Raw genomic sequence first — 19186 nt, 5'->3', positions numbered from 1 at the left:
AAGAATCGGGAGGACAGCATGACCATCATCGGCATCGTCGGCGCCGGCCTGATCGGCCGCGCCTGGGCCATCGTCTTCGCGCGCGCCGGGTGCACCGTGCGGATTACCGACGCCTCAAGGGCTGCCGCCACGGCGGCGCTGGGCATCATCGGCGAGAGCCTGCGCGACCTGCACGGCGCCGGCCTGCTGGACGAGGCGCCGGACGCGGTGCTGGCGCGCATCTCCATCGCCGGCGACCTTGCCGGGGCGGTGGCGGGCGCCGACTACGTGCAGGAGAACCTGCCGGAGGTGCTGGACCTCAAGCGCGCCGTGTTCGCCGAGATGGACCGGCTGGCGAAGCCCGACGCCATCCTCGCCAGCTCGACTTCGGCCATTCCCGGCTCGGCCTTCACCGAGGGGTTGGCGGGCCGGCAGCGTTGCCTCGTGGCGCACCCCGTCAACCCGCCGCACCTCGTGCCGCTGGTCGAGCTGTGCCGCACGCCGTGGACCGCCGACGACGTGGTGGCCCGCGCCCGCGCGCTGCACGAACAGGCGGGCCAAGTGCCGGTCACCGTCGAGCGCGAGGTCGAGGGCTTCGTGCTCAACCGCCTGCAAGGGGCGCTGCTCAACGAGGCGCTGAAGCTGGTGGCGCATGGCTACATCTCGGCCGAGGATCTGGACAAGACGGTGCGCGACGGGCTCGGCCTGCGCTGGGCCTTCATGGGGCCGTTCGAGACCATCGACCTCAACGCACCGGCCGGTGTGGCCGATTATGGGGCGCGCTACGGCGGCTTCTACGACCGCTTGGCGGCCGAGCCGCTGCCGCCCTGCGGCTGGCAGCACCCGGTGGTGAAGAAAATCGACGCCGAACGCCGCGCCGCTTTGCCCGCCGACAGGCTCGGCGAGCGACAGGCGTGGCGCGACCGCCGGCTGATGGCGCTGATGGCGCACAAGAAGGCCGCCGCGGCCAAGGATTGAACAAAGGCCCCCTCTCCCTCGACGGGAGAGGGGCTACAGGAACAGGGAGAAGACATGCTCGGAGCACAGGGAATGGACTTCGGCCTTGCTAACCGGCGGGTGCTGGTCACCGCCGGGGCGGCCGGGATCGGGCGGGCCATCGCCGACGGCTTCATCGCCGCCGGGGCGAAGGTGCACGTCTGCGACGTGGCCGACGCGGCGCTGGCGGAGTTCCGCTCCGCCCACCCCGACCACCGCGCCAGCCGCACCGACGTGGCCGACCGCGCGCAGATCGACGCGCTGTTCGACGAGGTCGAGGCCAACTGGGGCGGGCTGGACATCCTCATCAACAACGCCGGCATCGCCGGCCCGACCGCGGCGGTGGAGGAGATTGCCGACGAGGACTGGCACCGCACCATCGCCGTCAATCTGGACAGCCAGTTCTTCTGCCTGAAGCGCGCCGTGCCGCTGCTGAAGCGCTCGGGCGACGCCAGCATCGTGGCGATGTCGTCGGTGGCCGGGCGGCTCGGCTACGCCTACCGGCTGCCCTACGCGGCCAGCAAATGGGCCATCGTCGGCATGGTCAAGAGCCTCGCCATCGAGCTGGGCGGCGACGGCATCCGGGTCAACGCCGTGCAGCCCGGCGTCGTCCAGGGGCCGCGCATCGAGGCGGTGATCTCCGCCCGCGCCGACGCGCTCGGGCTGCCGTACGAGGAGATGGAGGCGGAATACCGGAACAAGGCCTCGCTGAAACGCATGGTCAGCGCCGAGGACATCGCCAACACCGTGCTGTTCCTATGTTCGAACGCCGGGCGCAACATCAGCGGCCAAGCCGTCAGCGTCTGCGGCAACATCGTCGCGCTGTAAGAAAAACAGGGAGGGAACCATGGCAACCGAGACGAAACGCGGCCGCAAGGTGATCGTCACCTGCGCGGTCACCGGGGCCATCCACACGCCGAGCATGTCGCCGCACCTGCCGGTCACCGCCGACGAGATCGCCGAGGCCGCCATCAGCGCGGCGGAGGCCGGCGCCACCGTCATCCACCTGCACGCCCGCGATCCGCAGACCGGCCGCCCAAGCCAGGACCCGGAGCTGTTCGCCAAGTTCCTGCCGCGCATCAAGCAGAACTCGGAAGCGGTCATCAACCTGACCTCCGGCGGCGCGCCGACCATGACGGTGGAAGAACGCCTGCGCCCGGCCGCGACCTTCAAGCCGGAGGTGGCGTCGCTCAACATGGGGTCAATGAACTTCGGCCTGTTCCCGATGCTGGAGCGCTTCAAGGACTTCAAACACGATTGGGAGCGGCCCTACCTGGAGGGCAGCCGCGACCTCGTCTTCAAGAACACCTTCAAGGACATCGAGTACATTCTGCAAACCTGCGCCGGCAACGGCACACGGTTCGAGTTCGAGTGCTACGACACGGCGCACCTCTACAACCTCGCGCACTTCCTCGACCGCAAGCTGGTGACGCCGCCGCTGTTCGTGCAGACGGTGTTCGGCATCCTCGGCGGCATCGGCCCACACCCGGAGGACGTGCTGCACATGAAGCGCACCGCCGACCGGCTGTTCGGCGACCAGTACGTCTGGTCGGTGCTGGGCGCCGGGCGCAACCAGATGCCCATCGCCGCGCAGGCGCTGGCCATGGGCGGCAACGTCCGCGTCGGGCTGGAGGACAGCCTGTGGTCCGGGCCGGGCAAGTTCGCCACCTCCAACGCCGAGCAGGTGAAGACCATCCGCAAGGTGATCGAGGGGCTGTCGTTGGATGTCGCGACGCCGGCCGACGCGCGGCAGATGCTGTCGCTGAAGGGCGGGGACGACGTCAACTTCTAGGGTGAGCGCAGCGAAGCCCACCGCACCCGCCATGGGGCGTGCGTTGGGCTTCGTCTGCGGACCTACGCCGCGCGAACCTGTGCGAGGAAGCCGGCCACCTGCCCACGCAGCTTCTCGGCCTCCTGGGACAAGCTGCCGGCGGCGCCTGCCACCTGTGCGGCGGCCGCTCCCGTCTCAGTCGCCGCTTGGTTCACGCCAGAGATGTTGGACGAGACCTCATGGGTGCCACGCGCCGCCTGTTGAACGTTGCTGGCAATATCGCGCGTCGCCGCTCCCTGCTCTTCCACCGCCGAAGCGATGGCCGTCGCGATCTCGTTCATCCGGGCTATCGTTCCGCCAATGCTGCGGATCGCAGCGACGGCACCGCTGGTGGCGGTCTGGATCTCATCCACCTTGGCCTGAATGTCTCCCGTCGCCTTTGCCGTCTGGCTGGCCAGGTGCTTCACCTCGCCGGCGACAACCGCAAAGCCCTTGCCCATTTCACCGGCACGAGCCGCTTCAATCGTCGCGTTCAAGGCCAGCAGATTGGTCTGCGACGCGATGTTGTTGATGAGCCCGACAACTTCGCCGATCTGTTTGGCCGCCTCGGCAAGCCCGGCCATCATGGTGTCCGTCTTTTGAGAGTCTTCGACAGCCTGGGCCGCGATCTGCGTCGAGGCGACCACCTGACGCCCGATCTCATGAACCGATGCCGACAATTCCTCGGTCGCACCAGCCACCGTATTCACGTTGACGGATGCCTGCTCCGCCGCCGCGGCAACGGCCGTTGACTGTTGGGACGCCTGCCGTGCCGTCTCGGACATCGACGAAGCCGATGCCTCCATTTCCGTGGCCGCAGAGGCCACCGCCTCGACGACGCCCTTCACACTCGCCTCGAAGCTGTCCGCCATCCGCAGCATCATGGCCTTGCGGTCCTGCTCGGCCTTTTTCTTCATGTCCTCCTGCTCACGCTGCAGACGCCGCATTTCAAGGCCGTTGTCCTTGAAGACCTGCATGGAACGGGCAAGCGTGCCGACCTCGTCCTTCCGGTCGGCGCCTTCCACCGTCACGTCGAGGCTGCCGTTGGCAAGTTCGGCGAGAGAACACGTGATGCGTGCCAGAGGCCGGGCAACCAAGTACACGACGACCCACACGACCAGGCCGACGGAGAATATCAGGCCGATCGCCGCGATGAGCAGGATGTTGCGTCCGACTTGCTCCGCCGTGTCGTCGGTTCGCTTGGATATCTCGGCCATCTGCGTGCCGATCAGCGCGACCCGCTCGTCGGTGTATTTGCTGAGGGCCTTGAGGGCTGGGACCGCTTGCTCGTTCAACAGCTTCAGTGCGGCGTCCTTTTCGTTCGATCCTCCTGCGGCGGCCGTCGCCTCCGCTGCCTTCCGGTAGGCGGCGGCCAGCACCCGCATGGTTTGGGTCGCGCCGCGCCGGTCATCGGTGTCCGATGTCTCATCCAGCTTGCGAAGGTTCGCGTCGATTTTGTCGAGCCTGTCCCGGACAGCACTGGAAGCGGTCTGCGCATCCGCATCACGGGTCGCCAGGATGATGTTGCGCAGTTGCGTGGCCGCTTCCGCCACGGTCTTCCCGGTGTCGAGCATGACGGCACGCCGCGCGGCGACGATGTGGATGGTTTCGCCGGACAGCCTGCTCAACCCGTCGATCTCAACCCTGGCTTCCCATGCGATGAGGCCGCTCACAACTCCAAGCACGGCCACAGGAAGCAAAACTTTTTTGAGCAAGGAAAGATTGACAAACCAGCGCGTCATAGAAGCCCTCCGGTTGCATATCGGCCGGATGCAGGCGCCGCAGACTGCGGACGCCCTGCGACATCCGGTCGCAGCCCACCCCAAAGGTGACGCCTATTCTTAAACTAAAGGTAAAAAGCTTTCGGTTCGGCCGCCATAACAGCCCCCCACCGGGGCTGGTCGGGAACCGCCCCGCCGAAGCCGCCCGCTACTTCGTTTCCTTGCTGCTGAGGTCCGACGGGTTGTTCGAGCGCGTGGGCTCGTTCGGGGCGTCGGGTTCGCTCGCCAGGGGATTCGGGCGCGGCACGGGGTTGCCCTGAAGGTCGGGCGGCGCGCGGCGGACCGCCGCCAGCGCCTCGTTCAACTCGGCGCTCTGAGTGGCGCCGCTGGTCGCGGTGCTGGGCGAGCGGGTGCCTTGGGGGTCGGAGTGCGGCTGCTGACTCTGCTGGACGTTGGGGTCCTTGGACAGGTTCTCCTTTTGCCCATCCTGAGCGAAGGCGGCAGACGCCAACAGCAGGCAGGCCGCGCTCAGCGGCAGGATCGCACGCATGGAAAGGCTCCCTCCGGAAACAGGAACACACCCGCCAACAACAGCCGATGGCACCAAGTCTCCCGTCCGACTGTTTTCCTGGCATGCAGATCAGCGAAAGCAGAAGCGTCGGGGTGGTGGTCGAGCGCCGGCAGACCGGCAACATCTGGCAGCCGGAGCGCTGGAGCGCCGTTGCGTTGCTTCCCGGACGGCCGGACGTGGCGCCGTGGACCGTCCTGGATGAGGGCGAGGGCTGGACACGCCGCTACGCCGGGGCCGCCGAGGTGGCGCTGTTCGCCAGTGAAACCGACAACTACAAGCACAACCTCGACGGCCCGCAGCCGGCGATTTTCGTGATTTTGCGCCGCGACGGCAGCGGCGAGTCCGGCTTGCGGCTGCTCGGGGTCACGGTCGATCCGGGCGAGATCGACGCCCACTCCGATGCCGGCGACGATCTGATCGAGGCGTTGCCGCTGCCGCCGGACCTCGCCGCGTGGATGCGGGACTTCGTGGAGCGCTACCACGTCGAACGTCCGTTCCACAAGCGCAAGCGCGACCGCGCCGACCCTGAGGCGCTGGCCCGCCGCTCCCATCTGGAGAACGACCATGGCTGACCCGGAAAGCTTCCTCGGCCGCTGGTCGCGCCTGAAGCGGGAAGCGGAGCCCCCCCTGGCGGAGCATGCGGCGCCGGAAGACACCCCGCCGCCCGAGGCCGTCCCGCCGGAACCGGAGCGGGAACCGCTGCCGCCGGTCGAGAGCCTGGGGGCCGACAGCGACTACACGCGCTTCCTCGCCCCCGGTGTGCCGGTGGAACTGACGCGGCTGGCGCTGCGCAAGGCGTGGGTCAGCGACCCGAAGATCGCCGGTTTCCGCGGCTTCGCCGAGTACGACTGGGACTGCAACGCACCGGGCTACGGGCAGCTGCGGGCGACCGACAACGTGCGTGAACTGCTGGACGCGGTGTTCGGCGACACGCCGCCGGAACCGCCGGAAGCCGTGCCGGTGGCGGACGCCGAACCGGCCGGAACCGCCGCGGAAGATCCCACTTCGGAGCAACCCGGAAAGGGTGGCGAAACATCCGGGGCGTAACGCTGTTGACGCTTTTGGGGAGCATACGTGAAGGACCAGAGACCGCGAATGGCGGCGCTTGCCGAACGGGCGATGGTGGATGAGGCCGACCGGCTGCGGGCGCAAGCCTACATGCTGTTGGCACACTGCCTCGCGCGCGCGCCGTCGCGTGCGCTGCTGGACATGGTCGGGGGTTTGGGCGGCGACGCCACCCTCATGGGCCGCGCGCTGGACGCGCTGAGCGCGGCATCCCGCACCGCCACGCAAGACGATGCCGAGCGCGAGTTCAACGCGCTGTTCATCGGCGTCGTGCGCGGCGAACTGGTCCCCTACGGCTCCTACTACATCGCCGGCTGCCTGAACGACCGCCCGCTGGCCGAGGTGCGCCATGACCTGCGCAGGCTGGGCTTCGAGCGCGCGCCCGGCGTGGCCGAGCCGGAAGACCACATCGCCACGCTGTGCGAGGTGATGGCGGCGCTGATCGAAGGCGCCGACCTGCACACCCAGGAACGCTTTTTCAGCCGCCATCTGGCGCCGTGGGCCGGGCGCTTCTTCGCCGACCTGGAACGCGCGGAGGCGGCGCGGCTGTACCGGCCGGTGGGCACGGTCGGCCGGCTGTTCATGACCATCGAAACCGACGCCTTCGCCATGCTGGCAGCGCCGGAACAAGAGACGAGGCAGGGAGGAGGATACGTCCATGACGCGGGACCCAACGACACGGGACAGCGGCAAGCCCGGTATTGACCGGCGCGACCTTCTGAAGGGCCTGGGGCTCGGCGCCGCCGGGGCAGCCGCCGTGGCGGTGGCGCCCAAAACGGCGGAGGCCGGCGAGACGCCGCAGGAGCAGGTCAAGCAGCGCTACCGCGAAACCGAACACGTCAAACGCTTCTACGCCCTCAACCGCCTGTGATCGGCGCCTGTGAGCGGAGGTCCGCCATGTTGATCAAGCGTTCCCCAGGGACGGTGTCGCGCCGGCATCTGTCCCGCTCCGTCACGGCCGGGACCGGCGAGGGCATCAGCCGGCGCGGTTTCCTGCACAATTCCGGCCTTGCGGCGGGCGGCTTGGCGGCGCTGGGCGCGCTGCCGGCGGCGATGATCCGCAAGGCCGAAGCCGCAGGCCCGATCCCCGGCGCCGAGACGGTGACGCGCAAGAACATCTGCACGCACTGCTCGGTCGGTTGCACCGTCATCGCCGAGGTGCAGAACGGCGTGTGGACCGGCCAGGAACCGGGCTGGGAAAGCCCGATCAGCCAGGGCACGCACTGCGCCAAGGGCGCCTCGGTGCGCGAGCTGACCACCGGCGAGCGGCGGGTCAAGTACCCGCTGAAGCTGGTCGATGGCGAGTGGAAGCGCCTGTCCTGGGATCAGGCCATCGAGGAAATCGGCAACCAGCTTTTGGATATCAGGCAGAAGTCCGGGCCGGACAGCGTGTTCTGGCTGGGCTCGGCCAAGTTCTCGAACGAGGGGTCGTACCTGTATCGCAAGCTGGCGGCGTTCTGGGGGACCAACAACGTCGATCATCAGGCGCGCATCTGCCACTCCACCACGGTCGCCGGCGTGGCGAACACGTGGGGCTACGGCGCCATGACAAACAGCTACAACGACATCCAGAACTCCAAGTGCCTGGTCATCATCGGCGGCAACCCGGCCGAGGCGCACCCCGTGTCCATGCAGCACATGCTGCGCGGTAAGGAGCGCAACCGGGCGCCGTTCATCGTCATCGACCCGCGATTCACCCGCACCGCCGCGCACGCCACCGAGTACGTGCGCATCCGCCCCGGCACCGACATTCCGGTGATCTGGGGTGTCCTCTGGCACGTCTTCGAGAACGGTTGGGAGGACAAGGAGTACATCCGCCAGCGCGTCTACGGCATGGATCAGGTCCGCGCCGAGGTGAAGAAGTGGACGCCCCAGGAGGTCGAGCGCGTCTCCGGCGTGCCCGGCGAACAGTTGAAGCGCGTCGCCGAGGCGATGGCGAAGAACAAGCCTTCCACGCTGATCTGGTGCATGGGGGCGACGCAGAAAACGGTCGGCACCGCCAACGTGCGCGCCTTCAGCATCCTGCAACTGGCGCTGGGCAACATCGGCGTGGAGGGCGGCGGGGCCAACATCTACCGCGGCCACTGCAACGTGCAGGGCGCCACCGACTTCGGGTTGGATGTGTCCACCCTGCCGTCCTACTACGGGCTGGCCGAGGGGGCGTGGAAGCATTTCTGCCGCGCCTGGGACGTGGACTACGAGTGGATCAAGGGCCGCTTCGCCTCGAAGGAGCTGATGGAGGCCAAGGGCATCCCGACCACCCGCTGGTTCGACGCGGTGCTCGCCAAGAAGGGGGAGCTGGATCAGCCCGACACATTGAAGGCCATGGTGTGCTTCGGCCATGGCGGCAACACCGTCACCCGCATGCCGGACATGCTGAAGGGCTTGGAAAAGCTGTCGCTGCTGGTCATCGCCGACCCGCACCCGACCACCTTCGCGGCGATCAGCGGCCGGCGCAACGGAACCTACATCCTGCCGGCCTGCACGCAGTTCGAGACGGACGGCTCGCGCACCTGCTCCAACCGCTCCATGCAGTGGGGGGAGAAAATCGTCGAGCCGATCTTCGAATCGAAGGACGACTACACCATCATGTACCTGCTGGCCCGCAAGCTCGGCCTCGCCGACGAGATGTTCAAGCACATCACGGTCGAGGGCACGCGGCCGGTGCCGGAAGACATCCTGCGCGAGATGAACCGCAGCTGCATCTCGACCGGCTACACCGGCCAGTCGCCGGAGCGGCTGAAGCTGCACATGAAGCATCAGGCCGATTTCGACAAGATCTCCATGCGGGCGGAAAGCGGGCCGTGCAAAGGCGAGTACTACGGCCTGCCCTGGCCGTGCTGGGGGCATCCGGAGCTGAAGCATCCCGGCTCGGCCATCCTCTACGACACCTCCAAGCACGTCATGGAGGGCGGCGGCGTCTTCCGCGCCCGCTTCGGCGTCGAGCGCGACGGCGTGTCGCTGCTGGCCGAGGGGTCGTACTCCAAGGGATCGGAGATCCAGGACGGATACCCCGAGTTCACCATGGCCGTGCTGAAGAAGCTCGGCTGGGACAAGGATTTGACGCCGGAGGAGATGCGCGTCATCCAGGCTGTCGGCGGCGCCAAGGTCGACGAGGTGAGCTGGCAGACCGACCTGTCCATGGGGATCATCCGCGTGGCCCTGAAGCACGGCTGCTCGCCCCACGGCAACGCCAAGGCGCGGGCGTCGGCGTGGAACCTGCCCGACCCGGTGCCGGTCCACCGCGAGCCGATCTACACGCCGCGCAAGGATCTGGTCTCGCAGTACCCGGCGATCAACGACCGCCGCGACTTCCGCCTGCCGCAGCTCGCCAAGTCCTTGCAAGCCAGCGTGCAGGACAAGGACATTCCGGGCAGGTTCCCGTTCATCCTCACCTCGGGCCGGCTGGTCGAGTATGAGGGCGGCGGCGAGGAGACGCGATCCAACCGCTGGCTGGCCGAGTTGCAGCAGTCGATGTTCGCCGAGATCAACGTGCACGACGCCGAGCGCCTGGGCATCAAGAACGACGGCTGGGTGTGGGTGTACGGGCCGGAGAACAATTCCAAGGCCAGGGTAAAGGCGCTGGTCACCAACCGGGTGGGGCCGGGCACGGTGTTCATGCCCTTCCACTTCTCGGGCTACTGGCAGGGCGAGAGCCTGCGGGCGGCCTATCCGCCCGACACCGACCCCATCGTGCTGGGCGAACCGTGCAACGGCGTGACCACCTACGGCTACGACCCGGTGACGTTCATGCAGGAAACCAAGGTCACGCTATGCCGCGTCGAGCCGGCGTGAGGGCCAGGGACAGAGAAAGAATCATCCGATGGCACGCATGAAATTCCTCTGCGACGCCGAGCGCTGCATCGAGTGCAACGCCTGCGTCACCTCCTGCAAGAACGAGCACGAGGTGCCCTGGGGCATGAACCGGCGGCGCGTCGTCACGCTGCGCGACGGCGATCCGGGCGAGCGCTCCATCTCCATGGCCTGCATGCACTGCACCGACCCGCCCTGCGCCGCGGTGTGTCCGGTGGACTGCTTCTACCAGACCGCCGAGGGCGTGGTGCTGCACAGCAAGGATCTGTGCATCGGGTGTGGGTATTGCTTCTACGCGTGTCCGTTCGGGGCGCCGCAGTTCCCCAAGACGACCAACTTCGGCGGGCGCGGCAAGATGGACAAGTGCACCTTTTGCGCAGGCGGCCCGGAAGCCGACAACTCCCCCGAGGAATTCCAGAAGTACGGCAAGAACCGTCTGGCCGAGGGCAAGCTGCCGCTGTGCGCCGAGATGTGCTCGACCCGCGCGCTGATGGCCGGCGACGGCGACGTGCTGGCCGACATCTACAAGGAACGGGTGGTGCGGCGGGGGTATGGCTCGGGGGCGCCGGGGTGGACGACGGCCTACGCAGTCCACAACCGCGACGACGCGCTGGCGCCGGGGCATATGGGGACGGGCGGCAGTTAGAGCCCTTCGGCATGAAAAAAACAAGCGAGGGAATGACATCATGCGGCACCTCAGGCACCTCCTGCTCCTCGCGGCGCTGCTGCTTGCAGCCCCCGCCGTGCAGGCGCAGCTCACCCAGACGCCCGGCCCCAACTCGCCCAACTCCAAGGAGCAGGTGGAGCTGTACCAGCCGCAGCGGGGCAAGACGGTCGGTATCGTCAGCATCCCCGACGCCAAGGCCGCCGTGCTGGTCCAGCCGGAGGGGCGGCAGTGGCGGGACTTCCGCACCGTCATCCTGCGCTGGGGGGCGGCCATCGCCATTCTCGGCATGGCGGCGCTGCTGACTCTGTTCTACCTCGTGCGCGGCACCATCCGCATCGAAGAGGGGCGTTCCGGCCGGACCGTGCCGCGCTTCAGCGGGATCGACCGCTTCGCGCACTGGACCACCGCGGTGAGTTTCCTGACGCTGGCGCTGACCGGGCTGGTGGTGACCTTCGGGCGGCCGCTGCTGATCCCGCTGATCGGGCATCCGGCCTTCAGCACGCTGGCCGAAAACGGCAAGGCCGTGCACAACTTCCTCAGCGTGCCGTTCGTCCTCGGCATTCTGTTGATGATCGGGCTGTGGATCCGCGACAACGTCCCGGAAAAGGCCGATCTGGTGTGGATCAAGACGCTGGGCGGCCTCTTGTCGAAGAAGGGCAAGCACCCGGAGTGCGGGCGCTTCAACGCCGGACAGAAGGGCATCTTCTGGGCCGTCGTGCTGGGCGGAGGGGCGCTGGCGGTGACCGGCTTCCTGATGCTGGCGCCGTTCGCCGTGACGGGCATCGGCGGCATGCAGATCATCCACGTCATCCATGGCAGCTTGGCGGCGCTGATGATCGCCATCATCCTGGCGCACATCTACATCGGCTCGCTGGGCATGGAAGGCGCGTTCGATGCCATGGGCACCGGCGAGGTGGACGAGAACTGGGCCAAGGACCACCACCGCCGCTGGTACGAGCAGCAGCTCAAGAAAGGGCTCGCCAACAACGGCGCGCGGGTGGGTCCCCGCGCCGCGGAATAGCGGCTACTTGCCCGAGAAGTGGCGCTGCTCGATGGAGCCGGCGTCGCCGACCCGCACGCTGGAGAGTGCGAAGGCGTCGTCCGCGCTGCGGCTGAACGCACCTTCCAGCACGGCCCCGGCGCCGGCCGCCATCACCAGCACGAAGAGCACCGCAAGTCCGAAGGCCTTCATGGGTTTCACTCCCGCGTGACTGCTTCTTCCACCGTCAACAGCCGCTCAAGCCAGATAGTCCGTTCAGCCGATTGCCAAGAGTACCGCTTCGTGGCCTGCTGATGGGATTAGAGGGTGCGCGCCCATTGACGGGACCGCCCAACGCGCACACGTCACATATTGCAACCGCGTAAGACAGAACCCTCAAACGGCAGGAGCAGCGGCATGGAGCCCAAGACGACGATGCCGGGGCACGCCCCCGTCCGCCAGGTCGGTACCGTAACCGTCACCGACGACACCACCGGGCGAAGCTTCAAGCTGCCGCTGCTGGAGGGCAGCACGGGGCCGCGGACCGTCGATATCCGCAAGCTCTACGCCGAATCCGGCTACTTCACCTTCGACCCCGGCTTCACCTCGACCGCCAGTTGCGAGTCGGCGATCACCTACATCGACGGCGACGAGGGCGTGCTGCTGCACCGCGGCTACCCGATCCAGGATCTGGCGGAGCACTGCGACTTTCTGGAGGTCTGCTACCTGCTGCTGAACGGCGAGCTGCCCGACGCTACGCAGAAGGCGGATTTCTCCCACACCATCACCTATCACACGATGGTGCACGAGCAGTTGATCCGCTTCTACAGCGGCTTCCGCCGCGACGCGCACCCGATGGCGGTGATGTGCGGCGTCGCCGGGGCGCTGTCGGCGTTCTACCATGATTCCATGGACATCAACGATCCGGTGCAGCGGATGATCACGTCGCACCGGCTGATCGCCAAGATGCCCACCATGGCCGCCATGGCCTACAAATACGCGGTCGGCCAGCCCTTCATGTACCCGCGCAACGATCTGGGGTACGCGGAGAACTTCCTGTACATGATGTTCGGCACGCCGTTCGAGCCGTACAAGGTCAACCCCGTGCTGGCGCGGGCGCTGGACAAGATCTTCATCCTGCACGCCGACCACGAGCAGAACGCGTCCACCTCGACGGTCCGCCTCGCCGGGTCGTCGCACGCCAACCCGTTTGCCTGCATCGCCTCGGGCATCACCGCGCTGTGGGGGCCGGCGCACGGCGGCGCCAACGAGGCCGTGCTGAAGATGCTGGAGGAGATCGGCTCGGTCGACCGCATCCCCGAGTTCGTCCGCCGCGCCAAGGACAAGAACGACCCGTTCCGCCTGATGGGCTTCGGCCACCGGGTCTACAAGAACTACGACCCGCGCGCCAAGATCATGCGCCAGCTCTGCTACGAGGTGCTGGACGAGCTGGGCATCAAGGACGAGCCGCTGCTCGACATCGCCATGGAGCTGGAGAAGATCGCGCTGGAGGATCCGTACTTCGTCGAGAAGAAGCTGTACCCGAACGTGGATTTCTACTCGGGCATCATCCTGAAGGCGATGGGCTTCCCGACCACCATGTTCACCGTGCTGTTCGCCGTGGCGCGCACCGTCGGCTGGATCTCGCAGTGGAAAGAGATGATCGAGGACCCGCAGCAGAAGATCGGCCGCCCGCGCCAGCTCTACACCGGCGCCACCACGCGGTCGGTCACCCCCCTGGCGCAGCGCTGACGGCGCCGGCATGACGGAGACGCCACACCCGGCACCCAACCACCACTCGGCCAGCTTCCGGCTCGCCTTCGAGGACCGCGATTTCCTGCTGAGCCCGTCCACCCGCGGCGTGCGCTTCATGCTGGAATACGGCAAGCCGGAAGAGGCCCTGCAAGCCTGGAACGTGCGCTCCACCATCGTCGTGTTCGGCAGCGCCCGCGTTCCCTCGCCCGAACGGGCGGCGGAGATGCGGGCCTCCGCCATGACCCCCGAGGAGAAGGCGGCGGCCGATCTGCGCACCGAACAGACGGCGTGGTACGAGGAAGCGCGCCGCTTCGCCCGCCTCGTGTCCGAACAGGGCGGGGCGCTGGCGCCCACCGCGGACGGGCAGCTCGACAACGTGATCGCCACCGGCGGCGGGCCGGGGTTGATGGAGGCAGCCAACCGCGGCGCCAGCGACGCCGGGGCACCGAGCATCGGCTACAACATCGTGCTGCCGTTCGAGGAGCACCCCAACCCCTACAGCACACCGGAGCTGACGTTCCGCTTCCACTACTTCGCCATCCGCAAGATGCACCTGGCGATGCGCGCCAACGGGCTGGCGGTGTTCCCCGGCGGCTTCGGCACACTGGACGAGTGCTTCGAGGTTCTCAACCTGCAGAACACGAGCAAGGCGACGCGGCTGCCCATCGTCCTGATCGGCCGGGCGTTCTGGAACGAAGTGGTGAACTTCGAGGCGCTGGTCCGGCAGGGCATGGTCAGCCCCGGCGACCTCGACCGGTTCGACCTTGTCGACACGGCGGAAGAGGCGTGGGAGGCCATGCTCCGCCGCGGGCTGAAGCGCAGCAACCCGCCCCTGGGGCCGGCCGGCACCGGCAAGTCGTCGGCCGAGGAACCGGAGTAAAAAGCCCCTCCCCCTTTACGGGAGAGGGGCTTCAACAGGAACCAAATCCCGCCGCATCCCCCTATCCGTGCTCCGCCCCGTCAAGGGCGTGCGCCTCGTCGACGACGGCGCCAGTGGAGGTGTCGATGATCCGCACGTCGCTGTATTCGCCGCTCTGCCGAAGTTCGCCAGCCTTCTTGACGGCGCCTTCGATCGTGTCGCGCTTCAGGCCGAAAACGCCCGTCGGACCGCCCGCCATGACGTGATACCGCATGCTCACCTCCCAGTGATGTCCCTTGAGCATACAGCAACGCGGGCGGCGGGGAATTTCAAACTGCGGCACTACCACTCTTCGCCGAGCCGGGGTTTTCCAGATCGTGCAGGATCGGACAGTCCGGGCGCTCGTCGCCGTGGCAAGCGGCGGCCAGATCGCGGAGCGTGTCGGCCATGGCGCGCATCTCGGCGATCTTGGCCTCCAGTTCCTCGACATGCTCCAGCGCGATGCGCTTCACCTCGGCGCTGGCGCGGTGCTTGTCGCGCCACAGGCCGACCAGCGCCTGGATGCGCTCGATGCTGAAGCCCAGAGTCCGCGCCCGCCGGACGAAGCGCAGGATGCGCACCTCCTGCGGCGTGTAGACACGGTAGCCGGCGGCGGTGCGCCCGGCCTCGGGGATCAGGCCGATGGACTCGTAGTAGCGGATCAGCTTGGCGTTGACGCCCGACGCCTTGGCGGCTTCCCCGATGTTCATGCCTGTTTCCTATTGGGTTTCCACCCCCGCAGCGTCAGCGCGTTGACGACGACGCTGACCGAACTCAGCGCCATGGCGCCGCCGGCCAGAACCGGGCTGAGCAAGCCCGCCGCCGCCAGCGGAATGCCGACGAGGTTGTAGACGAAGGCCCAGAACAGGCCCTGGCGGATCTTGGCGTAGGTGCGCCGCGACACGTCGATGGCGCCACCGACCAGCACCGGGTCGCCGCGCATCAGCGTGACGCCCGCGGTGTGCATCGCCACGTCGGTGCCGGTCGCCATGGCGATGCCGACATCCGCCACGGCCAGCGCCGGGGCATCGTTGATGCCGTCGCCGACCATCGCCACAACTTTCCCCTCGGCCTTGAGGGTTGCCACGACGGCGGCCTTGTCGCCGGGCAGCACCTCGGCGAACACCCGGTCGATGCCCAGCTCGCGCGCCACGGCTTGGGCGGCGCCCCGGCTGTCGCCGGTCACCATCACCGCCGCGATGCCCTGGTCGTGCAGCGCGCGGATTGCGGTGCGCGCGGACTCCTTCACCGTGTCGCCGAACGCCACAAGGCCCAGCGCCCGCCCGTCCGCCGCCAGCCAGGACACGGTGCGGCCGGACGCTTCAAGATCGGCTGCGCGGGCCTCCAGAGCCGGATCGGCAATGCCGCTCTCGGCCATCAGCCGGCGGGTGCCGAGCAGCACCGGCCGCCCGTCCACCACGCCCGACACGCCCCGCCCGGCCAGCGCCTTGAAGTCGGCCAGCGCGCCGAGCCGGTCGTCAAGCCCCTGCCCCGCCGCCCGTTCGCGCACGGCATGCGCCAGCGGATGCTCGCTGCCCTGTTGGAGGGTGGCGGCGAGGCGCAGCAGCTCCGCCTCGGTCCCGCCGGGACCGGCGATCAGGTCGGTGACGCGCGGCTTGCCCTCGGTCAGCGTGCCGGTCTTGTCGAAGGCGACGGCGGTCACCGCGTGCGCCCGCTCCAGCGCCTCGGCGTCCTTGATCAGGATGCCGTGCCGGGCCGCCGCCCCCGTGCCGACCATGATGCTGGTCGGCGTGGCGAGGCCGAGCGCGCACGGGCAGGCGATGACCAGCACCGACACCGCCGTGATGACCGCCGCCTCGATGCCGCTGCCGAGCGCCCACCACGCCGCGAAGGTGATGAGGGCGATGACCAGCACCACCGGCACGAACACGGCGCTGACCTTGTCCACCGCGCGCTGGATCGGCGCCTTGGAAGCCTGCGCGCCCTCCACCAGCCGGACGATCTTCGCCAGCATGGTCTCGGCGCCCACGGCGGTGGTCTCGACCGCCAGCAGGCCGTCCACGTCGATGGAGCCGCCGGTCACCATCGCGCCGATGGCCTTCTCCACCGGCAGCGGCTCGCCGGTCAGCATGGATTCATCGACGCTGCCGGTTCCCTCGACGATGCGGCCGTCGACGGGCACGCGCTCGCCGGGGCGGACCGCCACCACGTCGCCGACGCGCACGCGCTCCACCGGCACTTCGGTCTCAAGGCCGTCGCGGCGGACGCGGGCGGTGTCCGGGCGCAGGTTCATCAAGGCGCGGATGGCCGCCGCGGTCTGTCCCTTGGCCCGCGCCTCCAGCCACTTGCCCAGGAGGACGAAGGTGATCAGCACCGCCGACGCCTCGAAATACAGGTGCGGCGCGTGGCCGGCGTGCGCGGTCGCCAGCGTGTAGACGCTGAGCCCCCACGCCGCGCTGGTGCCCAGCGCCACCAGCAGGTCCATGTTGCCGGCCCCGGCGCGCACCGCATTGTAGGCCGCCCGATAGAAGCGTCCGCCCAGCCAGAACTGCACCGGCGTGGCGAGGGCGAACTGCGCCCAGCCCGGCAGCATGGCGTCGAAGCCCAGCAGCTCGCCAAGCATGCCGGCCACCAGCGGCGCCGACAGCGCAGCGGCGATGAGGACGTGGCGCAGTTCGCGCCCGCTGCGGGCCTCGCCGGCGTGCGCGGCGGCGGTCTGCCCGGTGACGGGGGCGGCCTCGTAGCCGGCGCGCTCGACCGCGGCGACCAGATCGGCGAGGCCGATGCCGTGGCCGGTCACGTGGGCGCGCTCGGTGGCGAGATTGACGCTCGCCTCGGCGACGCCAGGGACCTTCTTCAGCGCCTTCTCGACGCGGGCGACGCAGGACGCGCAGGTCATCCCGCCAACCTGGAGGTCGAACTCCGCGCCGAGGGGATGGAAGCCGACCGCCTCGATGGCATCGACGACGCCCTGCGGGTTGGGCCGGCCATCGGCGAAGACGACGCGGGCCTTCTCGGTCGCCAAGTTCACCGACACCTCGGCGACGCCCGGCACCTTGCGGATCGCCTTCTCGACACGGGCGACGCAGGACGCGCAGGTCATTCCCTCGATGCCGATGTCCAGTTCGGGCGCGGTGCGCACCGGTACCGCGGTGTCGGCCATGACGGATCTCCCCATATCGTGCTGCCCTTGAAGATGGGGCTTCCAACGATGGGAAGGTCAAGGATTTTTGCAGCGCACGTTTGCGTCCGCGCCTCGGTTTGCCGCAAGGTGCGCCGGCAACACGCCAGGACAGGACGCCTTATGGACGACGCCATCGAGACCCGCCTCACCGAGCTGGAAACCCGCCTCGCCCACCATGAGCGGATGAGCGAGGAGCTGTCGGCCGTGGTGTTCGAGCAGGGCCGCACCATCGACCGTCTGACCGCCCAGGTCCGCCGCCTGCGCGACCGGCTGGCGGTGCAGGAGGCCGGCGGTGAGCGCTCGCCGCAGGACGATAAGCCGCCGCCGCATTATTGAATTTCGATACCCAGTTCCGGCATCAGTCCCGATCAAGGACCTTGGGGGAGCGCGCTCGCTGCCGTTCCAGGATGCCGGCCTTCATTCGCTTGTACAGGCTCTCCGGCATCATGCCGTAATCATAGCCGCCAGACGTTCCGGGGATCGGCCTCAGGTCGAAGCCCGGCCACACGAACCTGTTGAGTTCGTCCAGGCGTATCCAGTGGCGTTCCCCGTCAAGTCCGAGTGCCGCCGCATCGCTGGCCGGTATTTCGATAGACGCGTCCGACTCGTTCGGCGGCTCGTGCGTGATCGGCGCGACGATGACGCGAATCTCCCCGTCGGCGCCCTTGCGGGTGGCCACGACAATCGCCGCGGGCCGATCCTTGCGGCCTTCGCTGGCCCCCTGGCGAGCCTCGTGGCTCCACAGGAACGCGTAGCGGATCACGAGACCCGGTCTTGGTACCGGAAGGCTCACGTGGGGTCGGCGCCGTATTCGGCCGCCTCGATATCGGCAACGACCTCGTCGGGCAGGTCTCCGACCACCAGCAACTCGCGCTCGCGGCGTTTCAGGCGTTCGTAGTGGGCGAGGTCAGGTGCCGACAGATATCCGCCGATCACCCGGCCGTGACTGGTCACCTTCACGACCTCACGGTACGCTTCGTCCTGGAAACGGCCGAATCCCCGAACGAACTCGCTCGCCCCGACAACAGGCATGGCACTCTCCTGAACACGATTTACACAAAATGTGTGTTTTGCGCAGGGGCGTCAAGTTTCGTCACGCAACCTCCAGCCGGGCGTTGCGCAGCAGCGCCATGAAGTCGGTGAAGGTGTCGCCCTGGATGGCGATGTGGCGCTTGGTGATCTCGCGCGCGGCGTCGGCGTCGCCGTCGGCGATGGCGCGGACGATGGCGTCGTGCTCCTCCCATGAACTGCGCATCCGGCCGGGGTGGCGCAGCTGGATGCGGCGGTAGGGCGACACGCGGTTGCGCAGCGAGCGGGTCATCTCCTCCAGGTACTGGTTGCCGCTGCCTGCGTAGATCGCCTCGTGAAAGCGCCGGTTGGCCTCGTAATAGGCGTCGGAATCACCGGTCTCGATCACCTCGGCGCAGTGGCGGTGCAGCGCCAGCAGCTGCTTCTGGGCGGCGGCGGTCATCCGGCGGGCGCACAGCTCGGCGCACAGCGCCTCCAGGTTCGCCATCACCTCGAACCGCTCGACGATGTTCTGCAAGGTCAGCGTCGCCACCACCGCACCCTGCCGCGGACGCGTCTCGACGAAGCCGGCGGAGGCAAGCTGGGTCAGCGCCTCGCGCACGGGGGTGCGCGACACCTTGAAACGTTCGGCGAGCGCCACCTCCTCCAGCCGGGTGCCGGGCGGCAGCTTGCCCGAGGCGATCTCCTCCTCCAGCAGCTCGCGGAGTTGACTGCCGCGGCTCTGCTTCGGTTCTCCACGATCACTCATGGCCTCCTCC

At 68.2% G+C, this 19186-nt stretch carries 22 protein-coding genes; 13 read left to right on the top strand and 9 right to left on the bottom strand.

The window, feature by feature from the left end:
• The first annotated feature begins 18 nt into the window (after positions 1-18).
• From ACSVDD_RS25695 to kce, 3 genes are all read left to right on the top strand, one after another.
• Positions 19-957, top strand: a complete 939-nt coding sequence (locus ACSVDD_RS25695) for a 3-hydroxyacyl-CoA dehydrogenase (RefSeq protein WP_448192273.1) — start codon at positions 19-21, stop codon at positions 955-957.
• A 72-nt stretch (positions 958-1029) separates the two neighbouring features.
• Positions 1030-1803, top strand: coding sequence for an SDR family oxidoreductase (locus ACSVDD_RS25690; protein ID WP_448192272.1), 774 nt, complete (start codon positions 1030-1032; stop codon positions 1801-1803).
• Positions 1804-1822: 19 nt separating this feature from the next.
• Positions 1823-2767, top strand: a complete 945-nt coding sequence (gene kce / locus ACSVDD_RS25685; RefSeq protein ID WP_448192271.1) for a 3,5-dioxohexanoate:acetyl-CoA acetone transferase — start codon at positions 1823-1825, stop codon at positions 2765-2767.
• Between the two features lie 62 nt (positions 2768-2829).
• On the opposite strand, the gene ACSVDD_RS25680 is transcribed toward kce, so the two are convergent.
• Together ACSVDD_RS25680 and ACSVDD_RS25675 are read right to left on the bottom strand one after the other, a co-directional pair.
• Complete coding sequence (locus ACSVDD_RS25680) at positions 2830-4527, bottom strand: methyl-accepting chemotaxis protein (RefSeq protein WP_448192270.1); 1698 nt, start codon at positions 4525-4527, stop codon at positions 2830-2832.
• Positions 4528-4714: 187 nt separating this feature from the next.
• Positions 4715-5056, bottom strand: a complete 342-nt coding sequence (locus ACSVDD_RS25675; RefSeq protein WP_448192269.1) for a hypothetical protein — start codon at positions 5054-5056, stop codon at positions 4715-4717.
• A gap of 83 nt (positions 5057-5139) precedes the next feature.
• Here ACSVDD_RS25675 and ACSVDD_RS25670 point away from each other — a divergent pair, with 83 nt between their 5' ends.
• Genes ACSVDD_RS25670 through ACSVDD_RS25640 form a run of 7 tightly spaced genes read left to right on the top strand, consistent with a single transcriptional unit; the run spans position 5140 to position 11643 of the window.
• On the top strand, positions 5140-5649 hold the full coding sequence (locus ACSVDD_RS25670) for a DUF3305 domain-containing protein (RefSeq protein WP_448192268.1): 510 nt from the start codon (positions 5140-5142) through the stop codon (positions 5647-5649).
• Positions 5642-6124 (top strand): DUF3306 domain-containing protein, encoded by a 483-nt coding sequence (locus ACSVDD_RS25665; RefSeq protein WP_448192267.1) that lies wholly within the window; start codon positions 5642-5644, stop codon positions 6122-6124. The genes ACSVDD_RS25670 and ACSVDD_RS25665 overlap by 8 nt, the downstream gene beginning before the upstream one ends.
• 48 nt (positions 6125-6172) lie before the next feature.
• On the top strand, positions 6173-6847 hold the full coding sequence (locus ACSVDD_RS25660) for a TorD/DmsD family molecular chaperone (protein WP_448192266.1): 675 nt from the start codon (positions 6173-6175) through the stop codon (positions 6845-6847).
• Positions 6801-7013 (top strand): twin-arginine translocation signal domain-containing protein, encoded by a 213-nt coding sequence (locus ACSVDD_RS25655; RefSeq protein ID WP_448192265.1) that lies wholly within the window; start codon positions 6801-6803, stop codon positions 7011-7013. Before ACSVDD_RS25660 ends, ACSVDD_RS25655 begins: the two co-directional genes overlap by 47 nt.
• A gap of 26 nt (positions 7014-7039) precedes the next feature.
• A complete protein-coding gene (locus ACSVDD_RS25650; protein WP_448192264.1) occupies positions 7040-9937 on the top strand; it encodes a formate dehydrogenase subunit alpha in 2898 nt (965 codons plus the stop codon).
• A gap of 28 nt (positions 9938-9965) precedes the next feature.
• Complete coding sequence (fdh3B, locus tag ACSVDD_RS25645) at positions 9966-10601, top strand: formate dehydrogenase FDH3 subunit beta (protein ID WP_448192263.1); 636 nt, start codon at positions 9966-9968, stop codon at positions 10599-10601.
• A 40-nt stretch (positions 10602-10641) separates the two neighbouring features.
• Complete coding sequence (locus ACSVDD_RS25640; protein WP_448192262.1) at positions 10642-11643, top strand: formate dehydrogenase subunit gamma; 1002 nt, start codon at positions 10642-10644, stop codon at positions 11641-11643.
• Between the two features lie 3 nt (positions 11644-11646).
• Here ACSVDD_RS25640 and ACSVDD_RS25635 read toward each other — a convergent pair whose 3' ends face one another.
• A complete protein-coding gene (locus ACSVDD_RS25635; protein ID WP_448192261.1) occupies positions 11647-11814 on the bottom strand; it encodes a hypothetical protein in 168 nt (55 codons plus the stop codon).
• Between the two features lie 204 nt (positions 11815-12018).
• On the opposite strand from ACSVDD_RS25635, the gene gltA reads away from it, so the two are divergent.
• Positions 12019-13353, top strand: coding sequence for a citrate synthase (gene gltA, locus ACSVDD_RS25630; RefSeq protein ID WP_448192260.1), 1335 nt, complete (start codon positions 12019-12021; stop codon positions 13351-13353).
• A 10-nt stretch (positions 13354-13363) separates the two neighbouring features.
• Positions 13364-14236 carry an LOG family protein gene (locus tag ACSVDD_RS25625; protein WP_448192259.1) on the top strand — a complete coding sequence of 291 codons (873 nt, stop codon included), beginning with the start codon at positions 13364-13366 and terminating at the stop codon, positions 14234-14236.
• 61 nt (positions 14237-14297) lie between these two features.
• Here ACSVDD_RS25625 and ACSVDD_RS25620 read toward each other — a convergent pair whose 3' ends face one another.
• The 3 genes from ACSVDD_RS25620 to ACSVDD_RS25610 are packed head-to-tail and all read right to left on the bottom strand — an operon-like array spanning position 14298 to position 17378.
• Positions 14298-14489, bottom strand: a complete 192-nt coding sequence (locus ACSVDD_RS25620) for a hypothetical protein (RefSeq protein ID WP_448192258.1) — start codon at positions 14487-14489, stop codon at positions 14298-14300.
• 55 nt (positions 14490-14544) lie between these two features.
• Entirely contained in the window at positions 14545-14964 is a 420-nt protein-coding gene (gene cueR / locus ACSVDD_RS25615; protein WP_448192257.1) for a Cu(I)-responsive transcriptional regulator, read from the bottom strand.
• Positions 14961-17378 (bottom strand): heavy metal translocating P-type ATPase, encoded by a 2418-nt coding sequence (locus ACSVDD_RS25610; RefSeq protein ID WP_448192256.1) that lies wholly within the window; start codon positions 17376-17378, stop codon positions 14961-14963. The genes cueR and ACSVDD_RS25610 overlap by 4 nt, the downstream gene beginning before the upstream one ends.
• 141 nt (positions 17379-17519) lie before the next feature.
• On the opposite strand from ACSVDD_RS25610, the gene ACSVDD_RS25605 reads away from it, so the two are divergent.
• The gene (locus ACSVDD_RS25605) at positions 17520-17735 is read left to right on the top strand and encodes a SlyX family protein (RefSeq protein ID WP_448192255.1); all 216 of its coding nucleotides are present in this window, start codon (positions 17520-17522) and stop codon (positions 17733-17735) included.
• Between the two features lie 22 nt (positions 17736-17757).
• Here ACSVDD_RS25605 and ACSVDD_RS25600 read toward each other — a convergent pair whose 3' ends face one another.
• From ACSVDD_RS25600 to ACSVDD_RS25590, 3 genes are all read right to left on the bottom strand, one after another.
• Positions 17758-18162 carry a growth inhibitor PemK gene (locus ACSVDD_RS25600; RefSeq protein WP_448192254.1) on the bottom strand — a complete coding sequence of 135 codons (405 nt, stop codon included), beginning with the start codon at positions 18160-18162 and terminating at the stop codon, positions 17758-17760.
• A 26-nt stretch (positions 18163-18188) separates the two neighbouring features.
• The gene (locus tag ACSVDD_RS25595) at positions 18189-18431 is read right to left on the bottom strand and encodes a type II toxin-antitoxin system prevent-host-death family antitoxin (protein ID WP_448192253.1); all 243 of its coding nucleotides are present in this window, start codon (positions 18429-18431) and stop codon (positions 18189-18191) included.
• A gap of 61 nt (positions 18432-18492) precedes the next feature.
• Positions 18493-19176, bottom strand: a complete 684-nt coding sequence (locus ACSVDD_RS25590) for a GntR family transcriptional regulator (RefSeq protein WP_448192252.1) — start codon at positions 19174-19176, stop codon at positions 18493-18495.
• Positions 19177-19186 lie beyond the last annotated feature (10 nt).

It is taken from the genome of Azospirillum terrae (genome assembly GCF_053470425.1).
The sequence above is the reverse complement of the archived record's forward strand: the minus strand, read 5'-3'. Positions and strand labels throughout refer to the sequence as shown.

Coding starts and splice junctions, on each gene's coding strand:
- ACSVDD_RS25675 (WP_448192269.1), bottom strand. CDS start 5,056: ATGCGTGCGATCCTGCCGCTGAGCGCGGCCTGCCTGCTGTTGGCGTCT.
- ACSVDD_RS25590 (WP_448192252.1), bottom strand. CDS start 19,176: ATGAGTGATCGTGGAGAACCGAAGCAGAGCCGCGGCAGTCAACTCCGC.
- cueR (WP_448192257.1), bottom strand. CDS start 14,964: ATGAACATCGGGGAAGCCGCCAAGGCGTCGGGCGTCAACGCCAAGCTG.
- ACSVDD_RS25640 (WP_448192262.1), top strand. CDS start 10,642: ATGCGGCACCTCAGGCACCTCCTGCTCCTCGCGGCGCTGCTGCTTGCA.
- gltA (WP_448192260.1), top strand. CDS start 12,019: ATGGAGCCCAAGACGACGATGCCGGGGCACGCCCCCGTCCGCCAGGTC.
- ACSVDD_RS25595 (WP_448192253.1), bottom strand. CDS start 18,431: ATGCCTGTTGTCGGGGCGAGCGAGTTCGTTCGGGGATTCGGCCGTTTC.
- ACSVDD_RS25690 (WP_448192272.1), top strand. CDS start 1,030: ATGGACTTCGGCCTTGCTAACCGGCGGGTGCTGGTCACCGCCGGGGCG.
- kce (WP_448192271.1), top strand. CDS start 1,823: ATGGCAACCGAGACGAAACGCGGCCGCAAGGTGATCGTCACCTGCGCG.
- ACSVDD_RS25635 (WP_448192261.1), bottom strand. CDS start 11,814: ATGAAGGCCTTCGGACTTGCGGTGCTCTTCGTGCTGGTGATGGCGGCC.
- ACSVDD_RS25650 (WP_448192264.1), top strand. CDS start 7,040: ATGTTGATCAAGCGTTCCCCAGGGACGGTGTCGCGCCGGCATCTGTCC.
- fdh3B (WP_448192263.1), top strand. CDS start 9,966: ATGGCACGCATGAAATTCCTCTGCGACGCCGAGCGCTGCATCGAGTGC.
- ACSVDD_RS25680 (WP_448192270.1), bottom strand. CDS start 4,527: ATGACGCGCTGGTTTGTCAATCTTTCCTTGCTCAAAAAAGTTTTGCTT.
- ACSVDD_RS25695 (WP_448192273.1), top strand. CDS start 19: ATGACCATCATCGGCATCGTCGGCGCCGGCCTGATCGGCCGCGCCTGG.
- ACSVDD_RS25605 (WP_448192255.1), top strand. CDS start 17,520: ATGGACGACGCCATCGAGACCCGCCTCACCGAGCTGGAAACCCGCCTC.
- ACSVDD_RS25655 (WP_448192265.1), top strand. CDS start 6,801: ATGACGCGGGACCCAACGACACGGGACAGCGGCAAGCCCGGTATTGAC.
- ACSVDD_RS25610 (WP_448192256.1), bottom strand. CDS start 17,378: ATGGCCGACACCGCGGTACCGGTGCGCACCGCGCCCGAACTGGACATC.
- ACSVDD_RS25660 (WP_448192266.1), top strand. CDS start 6,173: ATGGCGGCGCTTGCCGAACGGGCGATGGTGGATGAGGCCGACCGGCTG.
- ACSVDD_RS25670 (WP_448192268.1), top strand. CDS start 5,140: ATGCAGATCAGCGAAAGCAGAAGCGTCGGGGTGGTGGTCGAGCGCCGG.
- ACSVDD_RS25665 (WP_448192267.1), top strand. CDS start 5,642: ATGGCTGACCCGGAAAGCTTCCTCGGCCGCTGGTCGCGCCTGAAGCGG.
- ACSVDD_RS25620 (WP_448192258.1), bottom strand. CDS start 14,489: ATGCGGTATCACGTCATGGCGGGCGGTCCGACGGGCGTTTTCGGCCTG.
- ACSVDD_RS25625 (WP_448192259.1), top strand. CDS start 13,364: ATGACGGAGACGCCACACCCGGCACCCAACCACCACTCGGCCAGCTTC.